The following is a 13557-nucleotide window of genomic DNA, read 5'->3' on the forward strand; positions in this document are numbered from 1 at the left end:
AACCGGCTCGGGCCCGGGGCGGGGTTAGCATCGCGGTGTCGCGCGCGGCGGGTGGGCGTCGATCGGATGCCCGCCGGAGCCGGTGCGCGACGGAGGAGGCACGGGTGGATCCGGAACGCGGGCTGCCGCAGGTCGAGCGGGCGGGATCGCTCGCCGAACAGGCGTACCACGCGCTGCGCGCCGGCATCGCCGACGGACGGCTGGTGCCCGGCGAACGCGTCACCGAGCGCGGCCTCGCCGCCGCCCTCGACGTGAGCCCGACTCCCGTGCGCGAGGCCATCCGCAAGCTCGAGCACGAGGGGCTGCTGGAACGCGTCGGCGCCCGCGGTCTCCAGATCGTCGACCACCCGGCCGAGACGCTCGACGAGCTCCGCGAGGTGGAGGTCATGCTGCGCGGCGCCGAGGCGCGCTTCGCCGCGCGCAAGATCACGCCCGAGGCGGTCGCCACGCTCCGCGGCTACATCGACGAGCTCGTCGCCTCGCGCGACCGCCTCACCCCGCTCGAGCAGTTCGCGCGCGCGGAGCGCTTCGACGCCGAGCTCGCCCGCGTCGCCGCGAACCCCGCACTGCGCACGCTCATCGAGAGCTACGCGATCTACGGAACGGACCAGCGCACCCGCACGCTCGACCGCGACGCCCGCGACGACGCCTGGGTCGCGGCGCGCATCGCCGACCACTACGCGATCGTCGACGCGCTCGAGGCCCACGACGAGGAGCTCGCCGAGCGCATCATGCGCCGGCACGCGCGCTCGTCGATCCCCGATCTCTGAGCGAGCGCCTGCTTCCCGTCGGAGCGCCTACTTCCCGTAGGAGCGGAGCTCCTTGTAGCCGTCGAGGGTGAACTCGGGGCTCGCGAGGTAGTCGAGGTCGCGGCGCTCGCCCAGGCGGATCGTCTCGACGGCGTCGGGGAGCGCGGCGAGGCCCTCCCACGGCACGACGACGACGCCGTTGACGTCGCCGTGGAGCACGTCGCCGGTCCGCACGTCCTGCCCGTCGAGGCGCACGGGCTCGCCGACGCGGGTGAGCTCGAAGTTCGCGTGCGAGACGACGGCCTGCTTCATGAAGTAGTGGAAACCCTTCGCGCGCACTTCGTCGAGGTCGCGGAGCGCCCCGTCGGTGACGATGCCGACCGCGCCGAGGCGCTGCGCGAGGGTCGCCATGATCTCGCCGGCATAGGCGACGCGGGTCGGCGTGCCGGATGCATCCTGCATCGCGATGACGGTGGGACCGGGCGTCGCGTCGAGGCGCTCCCAGAGCTCCCAGTAGCCGGTCTGGTCGGCCGGTCGGCCGAGCGCGTTGCCGACGGTGACCGTGACGGCCGTGCCGACCATGACGCCGAGCTCCGGGAAGGCGCACGCGACGTCGCCGCCGAGGTAGCCGTCGCTGCGGTCGCGGAGGTCGAGGCGCTCGAGGGCGTTCGCGATGGTCGGACTGTCGACGCCGCGCAGGAACTCGAGGTCGGCGGGGGCGAGGGTGCGGGGGCTCACGAGACTCCTTCGTCGGCGTGGATGCGTCGGGCGAGGGCCGCGATTCGCATCGGTTTCCATTTGCTATAGCAAATGCTAGTCTCTCCGCACGATCGACGGCGGCGCCCTCGATCCACCCGACAATGGAGTCAAGACGATGGAGTCGAAGCAATGAAGCGTGACCCCCGCGACCGGCCGAACGAATCGGCCTCCGCAGTGCAGACCGGCGCGACGCCGGCGGCCGCCCCTGCCTCGGGCATCCTCGCGGGGACCACCCCGCGCTTCCGACTGCGCGTCGCGATGCTTGTCGCCCTCGGCGTCTTCGCGCAGGAATCGGTGTGGAACTTCCACGACGCGCAGACGCCCGTCACCCTCGCCCAGTACACCTCGAGCGCCGCGCTCATCGGCCTCATCATGGGCCTCGACAACATCCTCGGCATCTTCGTGCAGCCGTTCATGGGCCACCTCAGCGACCGCACCCGCAGCAAGTGGGGCCGCCGCACGCCCTACATCGTCGTCGGCGTGCCGATCGCGGCCATCCTGTTCACGCTCATCCCGTTCGCGCCGAACTTCCCCGCGCTCATCGCCGTCATCGTGCTCTTCGCCCTCACGGCGAACGCGTTCAAGCCGGTGACCGAATCGCTCATCGCCGACACCCAGGCGCCGCAGCACCGCAGCAAGGCGAACGCGATCGGGCGCATGGCCTCGAGCCTGACGATCATCGTCTCCGCGCTGCTCAGCCTCTTCGTCGTCGACGAGAGCGTCGAGGCGGCGTTCGCGATCTCCGCGCTGCTCATGGTCGCGTGCGCGACGTTCCTCGTGCTCGGCCTGCGCGAATCGAAGTCGGCCGAGTACCGCGCCGTCGTCGACGAGGACCGCATCGAGGGCACCGAGGGCCTCGGCTTCCGCGCGATCGTCAAGGACATCTTCACCGACCGCGACCGCAGCCGACTCGTCATGATCATCGCGATCATCGTCGCCTGGTGCGCGTGGAGCGGCATCCGGGCGATGCTCACCCTCTACGGCGTCGAAGGGCTCGGACTCACCCGCGGGCAGGCCGGCGGGTTCACCCTCCCGGCGGGCGTCGCGTTCCTCGTCGCGGCGCTGCCCGTCGCGATCGTCTCCGACCGCTACGGTCGCCGAATCGTCATGCGCATCGGCATGGGCGTCTTCGCGATCGGCACGCTCATCGGCTTCGCGGTGCCCACCGTCGTCGGCACCTACGTCGCCGTGCTCGTCGCGAGCGTCGGCTTCGCGGGCTTCGTCGTGAACGCGACGGTGATGCTCTGGAACCTCGCCCCGAGCCGGCGCATGATCGGCGTCTACACCGGCATCTTCTCGGTGGCGTGCGCGATCGGCTCGTCGATCGGCCCCGCGGCGCTCGGCGGGCTCGTCGACCTCACCGATTGGCGATACCTGATGTTCTTCCTCGCGGTCATCGCCGTCGCGGCCCTCGCGCTCACCTTCGGGGTGCGCCGCGAGTACGCGGGCACGCAGGTCGCGGAGGAGCGCCTCGTGGACGCCGAGCGGGCCGAGTGATCCGGCTCGCCCTGCCCGACGAGGGGCTGCGGGCCCGGCTCGCGGCCCGGTTGCCGGACGCGGTGCTCGAGGTGCGCACGCCCGCGCAGCTCGCGGGTGCTCCGGAAGCGTTCGACCTGCTCGTGCTGCCCTACCTGGGGCCGGCGTCGGCCGTCGCCGGGCTCGCCGGGTCGGGCATCCGGCTCGTGCAGGCGCAGACGCTCGGCTACGACGGGATCGCCGCGCACCTGCCCGACGGCATCACGTTCTGCAACGCGGTCGGCGTGCACGAGGCCTCCACGGCCGAGCTCGTGCTCGCGCTCGTGCTCGCCGCCCAGCGGGGCATCCCGGCGGCCGTGCGGGATGCGGCAGCCGGGTCGTGGCGGCACGAGCGCCGACCGGGGCTCGCCGGGCGCCGCGTGCTGCTCGTCGGCGTCGGCGGCGTCGGCCGGGAGGTGCAGCGCCGGCTCGAGCCCTTCGACGTGGAGCTCGTGCTCGCGGGGCGCACGGCCCGGCCCGGGGTGCTCGGCGCCGACGACCTGCTCGGCGCGTTGCCCGGCGCCGACATCGTGGTCGTCGCGGTGCCCCTCGGCCCCGAGACGACGGGGCTCGTGGATGCCCGATTCCTCGCCGCCATGAAGCCGGGTGCGCTGCTCGTGAACGTCGCCCGCGGGCCCGTCGTCGACACGGACGCGCTCGTGGAGGCCGTCCGCGCCGGTCGCGTGCGGGCCGCCCTCGACGTCACCGACCCCGAGCCGCTGCCGCCCGGGCACCCGCTCTGGGAGCTGCCCGGCGTGCTCATCACGCCGCACCTCGGCGGCGACACGGCGGCGATGGATGCCCGCATCGACGACGTCATCGTCGAGCAGGTGCGCCGTCTCGCCGCGGGGGAGCCGCCCGCGAACGCGGTGCTCGGGCCGGCCCTCCTGGCGTAGCCCAGTCCGCAGCCCGGTGCAGCCCGGTGCAGCCCGATCGCCGGCCGGTCGCGTGCATCGCCGAGTGGGTAGGTGCCGTGGGTGCGAGACGACCGGCACCCACGACACCTACCCACTCGCGGGGGCCTCAGGCCGTGGCCGTGGCCACGACCGTTGCCGGATTCCGCGCCCCGTCGGCGTCGTGCGGTGCGGCAGCCTCCGCAGCCGAACCGCCGCGGGGCGCGCCGAAGAACGCGAGTTCGTGCTCGGCGGAGACCCGGTAGGCGCGACGCATCCGCTCGCGCAGCGCGGGCGTCGCGGCCGCCGCCGTCGTCGCCAGGATGCCCGTCGCGATGCGGGTCGACTCGGCGAACCCGGGGTCGGCGTAGGACGCGAGCCACGGGGCGTACGGGTGCTCGGGCCGCCGGGCGGCAGCGCCGAACCCGCCGGCCGCGAGCCGCATCCCGAGGTCGACGTAGAGCTGGAAGCACGGCAGGAGCGCCGCGACGACGACGCCGTACTCGCCGCGCGCGACCGCTGCGAGCAGGTGGTCGAGGTACGCGGTCGTCGTGGCATCCGGCTCGGGGTGCGCGGTCGCGGCCGCGCCGGCGAGCAGCCGCTCGTGCGAGGCGAGCTCCTCCGCGAGCGCGCCGGCGGCCGAGCCCGCCCAGAACCGCTGGGCGTCGGCGTCGGGCGCGAGCCGGGAGGCCGCGGCGAGCACGCGCGCGTAGTCGCGGAGGTAGACGGCATCCTGGCCGAGGTAGTCGAGGAAGGCGTCGCGGGGCAGCGAGCCGTCCGCGAGCCGCCGCACGAACGGCAGGTCGTCGATCGCCGACCGGATGCCCGCCGTCTCCTCCCACCACTCGGCGGCGAGGTCGGCCGGGGTCGGCGGCGTCGTGGTGCCGCCGCGCGCCCAAACGCCCGCGAAGTGGTGGATCGGCCCGTTGCCGCCGCCGACCTCGAGCTCGGAACCGGCCGCGATCGACTCGCGCAGCCACGCGCGCGCCTCGCCGACGGCGACCGACCAGTCGCCCGTGACCGCACGGCGGGTCGCGATCGCGGAGGAGAGCGAGCAGCCGGTGCCGTGGGTGTTCGTCGTCGCGATGCGCGCGCCGTCGAACCCGACCGTGGTGTCGTCGGCTTCGACCAGCGCGTCGGGCGTCTCGGGGCCGGCGAGATGGCCGCCCTTCACGAGCACGCGCACGCCCGTCGCGGCCGCGAGTGCGCGTCCCTGGGCGAGGGCGGCCGCCCAGTCGTCCGCGACCGGCTCGCCCACGAGCACCGCGAGTTCCGCGAGGTTCGGCGTGACGAGATCGGCGAGCGGCAGCAGATCGCGCAGCGCCCGCTCCGCATCGGCGTCGAGGAGCCGATCGCCGCTCGTCGCGATCATCACGGGGTCGAGCACGACGACGGCCGGGCGGGTGCCCACGAGCCAGTCGCCGACCGCCGCGACGACCTCGGCACTGCCGAGCATCCCGAGCTTCACGGCGTCGACGCGCGCGTCGTCGGCGATCGCATCGAGCTGCTCGGTCAGGAAGGCGACCGGCGGCACGTGCACGGCTCGCACGCCGCGGGTGTTCTGCGCCGTCAACGCCGTGATCGCGGCCATGCCGTACCCGCCGTTCGCGGCGATCGACTTCAGGTCGGCCTGGATGCCCGCCCCGCCGGACGGGTCGCTCCCGGCGATGCTCAGGATGTTCGGGATGCGGCGGCGGATGCGATCGGCGGCAACCGATCCGGTGGCGGCCGGTTCGTCGACGCGAAGGTATCCGGGGCGCTCGAGCCGGGGCAGAGCGCTCATGCCGCCGCCTCCCACGCCGAGCGCAGTTCCGCGGCGGCCGCGCGGGCATCCTCGGCGGCGCAGATCGCGGAGACGACCGCGACCCCGGCCGCCCCGACGGCCCGGAGCGGCGCGAGGTCGGCGAGCCCGACGCCGCCGATCGCGACGCACGGCAGGGTCGCCGCGGCGCGGATCGCCGCGAAGCCGTCGACGCCGAGCGCCGGCGGGTGGTCGGGCTTCGTCGAGGTCGGACGGATGACGCCGACGCCGAGGTAGTCGAGGGTGCCGGTCGGCAGCGCCGCGACGGCATCCAGGTGCGCCCTCGTGTTCGCCGTGAGGCCGACGATCGCGTCGGTGCCGAGCCGTTCGCGCGCCCGCAGCACCGGCACGTCGCCCTGACCGAGGTGCACCCCGTCGACCGGGATGCCCGCGGCCCGCGCCGCGAGCACGGCGTCGAGCCGGTCGTCGACGACGAGCGCCGCCCGCCCGTCGATCGCGACCGCGAGCGCCTCGAGCGTGCGGAGGGTCTCGAGGTCGGAGGCCGTCTTGTCGCGCAGTTGCACGACGCCGACGCCGCCGTCGACCGCCGCCCGGACGGTCCGGGCGACGCCGCGCTCGCCGCAGAGACCCGCGTCGGTGACGAGGTAGACGCCGAGATCGAGCGCAGTGCGGGACGGGCGGCCGACTCGGGCGGAGCGGGCGCTCACGCGGCGGCCCCGTCGAAGGCGGCGACCTCGACCCGCGCGCGGGCCACGACCTCGTCGCCGTCGGCGCTCGCGAGGGCGTCGAGGAAGCGCACCCCGAACGACCCCGGTCCCGCCGCGCCATCGGCCGCGAACTCGGCCGCGACCTCGTAGACGAGGGAGGCGCACACGATCGCGAGGAACGCGTCGGGCTCGGCGGTGCCGGCGTCGGCCGCGAGGAACGCCGCCATCACGGCGCCGAGCGCGCAGCCGCCGCCCGTGACCTTCGTGAGCAGGGCGTCGCCGTTGGCGACGCGAGCCACGCGCTCGCCGTCGGTGATGAGGTCGACGGCCCCGGAGACCGCGACGACCGCGCGCGAGCGGCGGGCGAGCTCGGCTGCGGGCCCGGCTGCGGCATCCGTCTCGTCGGCGGCGTCGACCCCGCGGCCGCCGCCGCCCGTGCCCGCGAGGGCGAGCATCTCCGAGGCGTTGCCGCGGACGGCCGCCGGCCGCAGCGCGACGAGCTCGTGGGCGAGCGCCGTGCGGATGGGCAGCGCGCCGATCGCGACGGGGTCGAGCACCCACGGGGTGCCTGCGGCGTTCGCGCCGGCGACGGCCTCGCGGGCGGCCTCCCGTTGCTCGGGCGTCGGCGTGCCGAGGTTCACGAGCAGGCCGCCCGCGACGCCGGCGAACATCCCGGCCTCGCCGACGAGGTCGACCATCGCGGGCGTCGCCCCGACGGCGAGCACGGCGTTCGCGGTGAAGTTCGTCACCACCGAGTTGGTGATGCAGTGCGTGAGCGGCACGGTGCCGCGCACGAGGTCGAGGAGCTCCGAGGCTCGACGGGCAGGGTCGATGGACAGACGATCGCGCAACGCGACATCCCTTCGCTAGTCCGAACTAGATCAGGTTCGACGGGTGTGATCTCAGCCGCGTCGGTCGCGGCACCCCGTGTCACTGCGCGCCACTCTAGCGCTCGGCCGGTCGTCGACGTCGACGTTCTCGGCGAGGTGCTCCTTCTCCCCGAGTGGGTAGGCATCGCGGGTGCGCCGACCGGCGCACCCGCGATACTTACCCACTCACGGGGTCGAGTTGGACTCAGCGCCGCCGGTTCGCCGCCTGCAGCTCGAACGCCCCGTAACTGTGGTCCCCGGGATGGATGGTCACACCGGGAGCGACGAGCTCGTCGATGCGGTCGAGGATCTCGTCCGAGAGCTCGATCTCGGCCGCCGGCAGGTAGGACTCCAGCTGCTCCATCGTGCGCGGTCCGACGATCGCGGCCGTGACGCCCTGGTGGCGGATGACCCACGCGATCGAGAGCTCGATGAGCGTCATCCCGTTCGCCTCGGCGAGCAGCGCGAGCTCCTCGACGACGTCGAGCTTGCGCTGGTTCTCCGGCAGGCTCATGTCGAAGCGCACGCCGGGCCGCGCCGCCGAGGTCGGGGTGCCCGCGGCATCCTTGCGCCAACGGCCCGACAGCCAGCCGCCGCCGAGCGGGCTGTACGTGAGCGCGCCCATGCCGTGACGTTGCACCGTGGGCAGCACGTCCGCTTCGATGCCGCGAACGAGGATCGAGTACGGCGGCTGCTCGGTCACGAAGCGCTCGAGTCCGCGATCGCGCGACGCCCACTGGGCCTCGACGATCTGCGAACCCGCGAACGACGAGGACCCGAGGTAACGAACCTTGCCCTGATGGACGAGGTCGCTGAGCGCGCCGAGCGTCTCCTCGATGTCGACGTCCGGCGTCGGCCGGTGCACCTGATACAGGTCGAGGTAGTCCGTGCCGAGGCGGCGGAGACTGTTCTCGACGGCCCGCATGATCCAGCGGCGGGAGCCGCCGCGGTGGTTCGGGTCGTCGTCGAACGGCATGAAGAACTTCGTGGCGAGCACGACGTCGTCGCGACGGCCCTTGAGCGCCTTGCCGGTGATCTCCTCGGACCGGCCGGACGAGTAGACGTCGGCCGTGTCGACGAAGTTGATGCCGGCGTCGAGGGCGGCGTGGATGACGCGGATCGCGTCCGCCTCGTCGTCGTTGCCCCACGGGCCGAACATCATCGTGCCGAGGCACAGCGGGCTGACCTGCACGCCGGTGCGGCCGAGCGGTCGGTACTGCATGGTGGATCCTTTCGATCGAAGGCGATGGTCCCGATTGCGGGCGAGGATGCCCGTCGGATGCCGGCGCGCTCAGTCCTCCGGGATCGGGAAGAGCATCTGCTCGGTGAAGACGCGGTCCGGGTCGGGCCCGCTGCGGCGACCCGTGTCGAGCGCGTCGATGCGGCCGAGCTCCTCGGCGGAGAGCGCGAAGTCGAAGACGTCGAAGTTCTCGGCGATGCGCGTCGGGTTCACCGACTTCGGGATGACCGAACGGCCCTGCTGGATGCCCCACCGCAGCATGACCTGCGCCGGGCTCTTGCCGTGCGCCGCCGCGATCGCGACGATCGTCTCGTCGTCCATGACGCTGCGACGGTCATCCCCCCACGGTCCCGGGTAGAAGGTGATGCCGCCGATGGGCGACCACGCCTGGGTCAGGATGCCTCGCGCGGCGTCCGCCTCCTGGACGTCGTGCTGCGCGTGGTACGGGTGGAGCTCCACCTGGTTGACGGCCGGCACGACGGTCGCGACCTGCAGGAGCCGGTCGAGGTGCGCCGGCGTGAAGTTGCTGACGCCGATCGCGCGCACCTTGCCGTCGGCGAGGAGCGTCTCGAGCGCCCGGTACGCCTCGAGGGTCTGCTCGAAGAGGGAGACGGCGGGCTGGTGCAGGATCAGCAGGTCGAGCTGCTCGACGCCGAGCTTGCCGACGCTCTTGTCGAAGGCGTGCAGGGTCTCGTCGTAGCCGTAGTCGGAGGGCCACACCTTGGTCTCGAGGAACACGTCGTGCCGGTCGACGCCGGAGGCGCGCAGCCCCTCGCCGACCTGCCGCTCGTTGCCGTAGGCGGCGGCCGTGTCGATGTGCCGGTAGCCGACGCGCAGCGCGGCCTCGACGGCCGCTGCCGTCTCCGCGGGTGCGCTCTGGAAGACACCGAGCCCGATGACGGGCATCGTGACGCCGTTGTTGAGAGTCAGGAGTTCATCGCTCATGCCTCCACGCTAGGTCGGGGCCCCCGGGCCAGACAGGTCCGGTCGGTACCCCTCCCACCGGTCCCCCCTCATCCAACTGGTCGACCGCCCTTGCCTCTTCCCCGAGTGGACTTGCCTCTTCCCCGAGTGGGTAGGTGTCGCGGCCTCTTCCCCGAGTGGGTAGGTGTCGCGGGTGGGGACGGGACGGCACCCACGACACTTACCCACTCGAGAAGTGGGGTCAGCCGTTGACCGCGACACGCCCGGGCCGCTAGGTTCGTGAGGCTGCGCGACCTGCGCGGCGAACCCCGGCAGCAGGAAGGAACGGCCGTGCAACTGCAGCGCATGAATCCCGCTTCCTTCGTCGAGCCCACGGCATACGGCCGTTCGCTCGACGAACTGCTGCTCGCTCCGGCCGGCTGACGCCGCCCGCGGAACCTCCGCGATCTTCGTCACCCCGGCCGCACGAGGCCCGGGGTGTCCTTCCGATCTGCGCGCGATCGGGAGCCCTCGGGCTCCGGAACCGATCACCACTGCACAGACTGGAAAGGACCGATGGAGAAACTCTCCGGACGGCTCGTCTCCTGGGCGAGCCGCATCGACGAGCGCACCGTCGAGCAGGCTCTCACCTCCTCGCGGATGCCGTTCATCTACCCGCACCTCGCCCTCATGCCCGACGCCCACCTGGGCCTCGGCGCCACCGTCGGCTCGGTCATCCCCACGCTCGGGGCGATCATGCCGGCGGCCGTCGGCGTCGACATCGGCTGCGGCATGATCGCCGTGCGCACGCAGTTCGCGGTCGACGCGCTGCCGTCCGACCGGCGCACGCTGCGCGAGCAGATCGAGCGGGCCGTGCCCGTGTCGGCGGGCGGCGCGAACCGCAAGATCGTCGCGACCGCCGCGCCGCGCGTCGCGGAGCTCGAGGCCCTCGCGGCACGGGCATCCTTCGACCCCGACTCGTACGCCGGGAACTGGCGCCTGCAGCTCGGCTCGCTCGGCTCGGGCAACCACTTCATCGAGGTCTCGACCGACGAGCTCGGCCGCGTGTGGGCGTTCCTGCACTCGGGCAGCCGCGGCGTCGGCAACAAGATCGCGCAGCACCACATCCGGGTCGCCCAGCGGCTCATGGCGAAGTGGTGGATCGAGTTGCCCGACCGCGACCTCGCCTACCTCGTCGAGGGCACCCCGGAGTTCGCGCGGTACCTCGCCGAGCTGCGGTGGGCCCAGCACTTCGCGCTGCTCAACCGCGAGGAGATGATGGACCGGGTCCTGCGCCAGGTCTCCGAGTGGGTCGGCGAGCCCGTGGTGGAGCAGGAGCGCATCAACTGCCACCACAACTTCACCGAGTCCGAGGAGCACTTCGGCAAGCGCGTGTGGGTCTCCCGCAAGGGCGCGATCCAGGCCGACGAGGGCCGGCCGGGCCTGATTCCGGGTTCGATGGGCACGGCGTCCTACGTCGTCGTCGGCAAGGGCGACCGGATGTCGCTGAACTCCTCGCCGCACGGCGCGGGGCGCGAGTACTCGCGGACGAAGGCGCGCCAGACCTTCACCCTTGAGCAGCTCCGCGAGGCGATGGCGGGCATCGAGTACCGCGACACGGATGCCTTCATCGACGAGATCCCGCAGGCGTACAAGCCGATCGACCGGGTGATGGCCGACGCGGCCCCACTGGTCGAGATCCGGCACACGCTGCGCCAGCTGGTGAACGTGAAGGGGAACTAGGACGACAGGGCGGGTCGGGGCGATGCCCCGGCCCGCCGCGGTCCGTTCCGCTCGCGGAGTTCGCGAGCGGAATCGTGCGGCTGGGGGTGGGCGGGTCGCGACGGGGCGAGGATGCCTCAGCGAGACGGTATCCTTGCGAGCGGCGTGGAAACGGCCAGGCGTTCGCGGATGCCGCCGGGGCGGGCCCTGCCGAACCCCCGATCGTCGACGAATCCGCCGAAACCCCATGACCCTCGCAACCACCGGCGCCGGTTACGCGCGCACCACCCGCGACCACCGCGTCGCCGTGCTCGTGCTCGACGGCGCGAAGCCCCTCGACGTCGGCATCCCCTCGCAGGTGTTCGCGAAGCGGGCGTCCATGCCCTACGAACTGCGCGTCTGCGGCGCCGCGCCCGGCCTCGTCTCCGGCGGCGAGGGTCTTGCGTACCACGTCGATCACGGCCTCGAGGTGCTCGCGTGGGCCGACACGATCTTCGTGCCCGGCTACCGCCGCCCCGACCAGGAGCTGCCGCGGCCGGACGTCGTCGCCGCACTGCGGGCCGCCGCCGGGCGAGGCGCGCGGCTCGTCTCCATCTCGACGGGCGCCTTCGCGCTCGCCGCGGCCGGCGTGCTCGACGGCAAGCGGGCGACGACGCACTGGCACTACACGGACGCCCTCCGCGAGCGGTACCCGGAGGTCGACGTCGACGAGGACGTGCTCTTCGTCGACGAGGGCCAGGTCCTCACCTCGGCGGGGGCGGCGTCCGGGCTCGACCTCTGCCTGCACCTCGTGCGGCGCGACCACGGCGTCGGCCTGTCGAACCGCGTCGCGCGGCGGCTCGTCGCCCCGCCCTACCGCTCCGGCGGCCAGGCCCAGTACGTGCCGCACGCGGTGCCGGAGCCGCACGGCGAAGTGTTCGCCGCGACCCGCGCGTGGGCGCTCGGCCGGCTCGCCGAGCCGATCGGGGTCGCCGATCTCGCCAAGCAGGCGAACGTCTCGGTGCGCACGTTCTCGCGCCGCTTCCGCGACGAGACGGGCTACACGCCGATGCAGTGGATCCTCCGCGCCCGCGTCGACCGCGCCCGCGAACTCCTCGAACGCTCCGAGCTCGGCGTCGAGCAGATCGCCTCGGAGGTCGGTCTCGGCACAGGTGCGAACCTGCGGCTGCACTTCCGCCGCATCCTCGGCACCAGCCCGAGCGAGTACCGCCACACGTTCGTGCGCCCCGCGGCATCCTGACTCGGGCTCCCGCCCCGGCCCAGGCATCGGCGCGGCCGAGGGCTCAGGATGCTTCGGCGCCGATCTCCAGCAGGAGCGCCGCGTGCTCGCTTCGCGCGAGATAGTCGCGGATGGTGTCGCGGCTGCGGCTGAGGCACGCGATCTTCGCCTCGAGTCCGACGAGCTCGGCGGCGAGCGCATCGGCGACCGAGCGGGGGCAGCCGGGCTCGTCGCGCGCGATCGTGTCCTCGAGGCCCATGACCTGCTTGACGAGTTTCGTCGTCAGGCCCGACTGCACGAGGCCGGCGATGCGCTGCACCCGCTCGACGTGGGACTCGTCGTACTCGCGGTAACCGTTGGCGAGGCGGATCGGCTCGATCAGCCCCTGCTGCTCGTAGTACCGGACGAGTCGGGCCGAGACCCCCGCGCGCTCTGCGACTTCGCCGATCCGCATTCCGTCCTCCTCAGGCTTGACATTGACATCAATGTCAAAGTTTAGCGTCGAGGTATGGATGACACCAGCCCCGCTCCGAACTCCGCCGCACGCGCCGTCGAGGCGCCCGCCGCCCCCGATGTCGACCGCCTGCCGTGGGCCGCGCTCCTCGTGCTCGGCGCCGCCGCGTTCGTGATGGTCACCGCCGAGATGCTGCCCATGGCGATGCTGCCGCAGCTCGCCGTCGGTCTCGGCCGAAGCGAGTCGGAGATCGGACTGCTCGTCTCGATCTGGGCGCTCGTGGTGGTCGTCGGCACGTTCCCCGCCGTGCGCCTGGTGCGCCGCTTCGACCGTCGCGCCGTCATCGCCTGGGCGCTCGTCGCCCTGGCCGTCGCGACCGTGCTCGCCGCAGCGGCGCCGTCCTGGGAGGCGATCGTCGTCGCGCGGCTGATCGGCGCCGTGTCGGTCGGCCTGCTCTGGGCGACCTCGAACGCCGCGACCGCCGACCTCGTGCCCGAGCGCGACCTGCCCAGCGCGGTCGCCGTCGTGCTCGGCGGCGCGATGCTGGGTACGGTCATCGGCACCCCGCTCGCGGGCTTCGTCGCCCAGGCCGTCGGGTGGCGCCCGGCGTTCTGGGGCCTCGCCGCGCTCGCCTTGGCAGCAGCCGTGGCGGTGCGGATGCTCGTGCCGGCATTGCCTGCACAGGCGGCCGAGGCCGAGGCCGCGGGCGTCGGCGTCGGCGTCGAGCGCGGCGGCACGGGCGGCTCCCGTGCCGCCGAGGCGGCG

The 13557-nt window shown here is 73.3% G+C and carries 13 protein-coding genes and 1 riboswitch; of the genes, 6 read left to right on the forward strand and 7 right to left on the reverse strand.

Annotated elements, in window-relative coordinates:
* Nucleotides 1–104: 104 nt before the first annotated feature.
* On the forward strand, nucleotides 105–770 hold the full coding sequence (locus GB864_RS08330; protein ID WP_160423979.1) for a GntR family transcriptional regulator: 666 nt from the start codon (nucleotides 105–107) through the stop codon (nucleotides 768–770).
* A gap of 27 nt (nucleotides 771–797) precedes the next feature.
* Here the strand turns inward: GB864_RS08330 and GB864_RS08335 are convergent, their stop codons facing one another.
* Nucleotides 798–1487 carry an RraA family protein gene (locus GB864_RS08335; RefSeq protein ID WP_160423981.1) on the reverse strand — a complete coding sequence of 230 codons (690 nt, stop codon included), beginning with the start codon at nucleotides 1485–1487 and terminating at the stop codon, nucleotides 798–800.
* 150 nt (nucleotides 1488–1637) lie between these two features.
* On the opposite strand from GB864_RS08335, the gene GB864_RS08340 reads away from it, so the two are divergent.
* Together GB864_RS08340 and GB864_RS08345 are read left to right on the forward strand one after the other, a co-directional pair.
* Nucleotides 1638–3005: an MFS transporter gene (locus GB864_RS08340; RefSeq protein WP_160423983.1), complete on the forward strand. Its 1368-nt coding sequence runs from the start codon at nucleotides 1638–1640 to the stop codon at nucleotides 3003–3005.
* Complete coding sequence (locus tag GB864_RS08345) at nucleotides 3002–3919, forward strand: NAD(P)-dependent oxidoreductase (RefSeq protein ID WP_336603929.1); 918 nt, start codon at nucleotides 3002–3004, stop codon at nucleotides 3917–3919. Before GB864_RS08340 ends, GB864_RS08345 begins: the two co-directional genes overlap by 4 nt.
* A 127-nt stretch (nucleotides 3920–4046) precedes the next feature.
* On the opposite strand, the gene GB864_RS08350 is transcribed toward GB864_RS08345, so the two are convergent.
* From GB864_RS08350 to GB864_RS08370, 5 genes are all read right to left on the reverse strand, one after another.
* Nucleotides 4047–5699 (reverse strand): bifunctional hydroxymethylpyrimidine kinase/phosphomethylpyrimidine kinase, encoded by a 1653-nt coding sequence (locus tag GB864_RS08350; protein WP_160423984.1) that lies wholly within the window; start codon nucleotides 5697–5699, stop codon nucleotides 4047–4049.
* A complete protein-coding gene (gene thiE / locus GB864_RS08355; protein ID WP_160423986.1) occupies nucleotides 5696–6385 on the reverse strand; it encodes a thiamine phosphate synthase in 690 nt (229 codons plus the stop codon). The genes GB864_RS08350 and thiE overlap by 4 nt, the downstream gene beginning before the upstream one ends.
* Nucleotides 6382–7236: a hydroxyethylthiazole kinase gene (thiM, locus tag GB864_RS08360; protein WP_202107078.1), complete on the reverse strand. Its 855-nt coding sequence runs from the start codon at nucleotides 7234–7236 to the stop codon at nucleotides 6382–6384. Before thiM ends, thiE begins: the two co-directional genes overlap by 4 nt.
* A riboswitch (TPP riboswitch) is annotated at nucleotides 7227–7323 on the reverse strand. (Overlaps the previous gene by 10 nt.)
* 136 nt (nucleotides 7324–7459) lie before the next feature.
* Complete coding sequence (locus GB864_RS08365) at nucleotides 7460–8476, reverse strand: aldo/keto reductase (protein ID WP_160423988.1); 1017 nt, start codon at nucleotides 8474–8476, stop codon at nucleotides 7460–7462.
* Between the two features lie 69 nt (nucleotides 8477–8545).
* Nucleotides 8546–9439 (reverse strand): aldo/keto reductase, encoded by an 894-nt coding sequence (locus tag GB864_RS08370; RefSeq protein WP_160423990.1) that lies wholly within the window; start codon nucleotides 9437–9439, stop codon nucleotides 8546–8548.
* A 534-nt stretch (nucleotides 9440–9973) separates the two neighbouring features.
* On the opposite strand from GB864_RS08370, the gene GB864_RS08375 reads away from it, so the two are divergent.
* A complete protein-coding gene (locus tag GB864_RS08375) occupies nucleotides 9974–11140 on the forward strand; it encodes an RtcB family protein (RefSeq protein ID WP_160423992.1) in 1167 nt (388 codons plus the stop codon).
* A gap of 226 nt (nucleotides 11141–11366) precedes the next feature.
* Nucleotides 11367–12359, forward strand: a complete 993-nt coding sequence (locus tag GB864_RS08380; RefSeq protein ID WP_160423994.1) for a GlxA family transcriptional regulator — start codon at nucleotides 11367–11369, stop codon at nucleotides 12357–12359.
* Between the two features lie 43 nt (nucleotides 12360–12402).
* Here the strand turns inward: GB864_RS08380 and GB864_RS08385 are convergent, their stop codons facing one another.
* Nucleotides 12403–12792, reverse strand: a complete 390-nt coding sequence (locus tag GB864_RS08385; RefSeq protein ID WP_160423996.1) for a MerR family transcriptional regulator — start codon at nucleotides 12790–12792, stop codon at nucleotides 12403–12405.
* Between the two features lie 54 nt (nucleotides 12793–12846).
* Here GB864_RS08385 and GB864_RS08390 point away from each other — a divergent pair.
* The coding region (locus tag GB864_RS08390) for an MFS transporter (protein WP_160423997.1) at nucleotides 12847–13557 on the forward strand (711 nt) is incomplete at its 3' end.

Origin of the sequence: Agromyces seonyuensis (assembly GCF_009789225.1) — a bacterium.
GTDB lineage: Bacteria > Actinomycetota > Actinomycetes > Actinomycetales > Microbacteriaceae > Agromyces > Agromyces seonyuensis.

What these genes read in the sequence shown, in the direction of transcription:
- GB864_RS08340 (WP_160423983.1), top strand. Translation starts at nt 1,638, where the DNA reads ATGAAGCGTGACCCCCGCGACCGGCCGAACGAATCGGCCTCCGCAGTG.
- GB864_RS08350 (WP_160423984.1), bottom strand. Translation starts at nt 5,699, where the DNA reads ATGAGCGCTCTGCCCCGGCTCGAGCGCCCCGGATACCTTCGCGTCGAC.
- GB864_RS08365 (WP_160423988.1), bottom strand. Translation starts at nt 8,476, where the DNA reads ATGCAGTACCGACCGCTCGGCCGCACCGGCGTGCAGGTCAGCCCGCTG.
- GB864_RS08370 (WP_160423990.1), bottom strand. Translation starts at nt 9,439, where the DNA reads ATGAGCGATGAACTCCTGACTCTCAACAACGGCGTCACGATGCCCGTC.
- GB864_RS08375 (WP_160423992.1), top strand. Translation starts at nt 9,974, where the DNA reads ATGGAGAAACTCTCCGGACGGCTCGTCTCCTGGGCGAGCCGCATCGAC.
- GB864_RS08380 (WP_160423994.1), top strand. Translation starts at nt 11,367, where the DNA reads ATGACCCTCGCAACCACCGGCGCCGGTTACGCGCGCACCACCCGCGAC.
- GB864_RS08385 (WP_160423996.1), bottom strand. Translation starts at nt 12,792, where the DNA reads ATGCGGATCGGCGAAGTCGCAGAGCGCGCGGGGGTCTCGGCCCGACTC.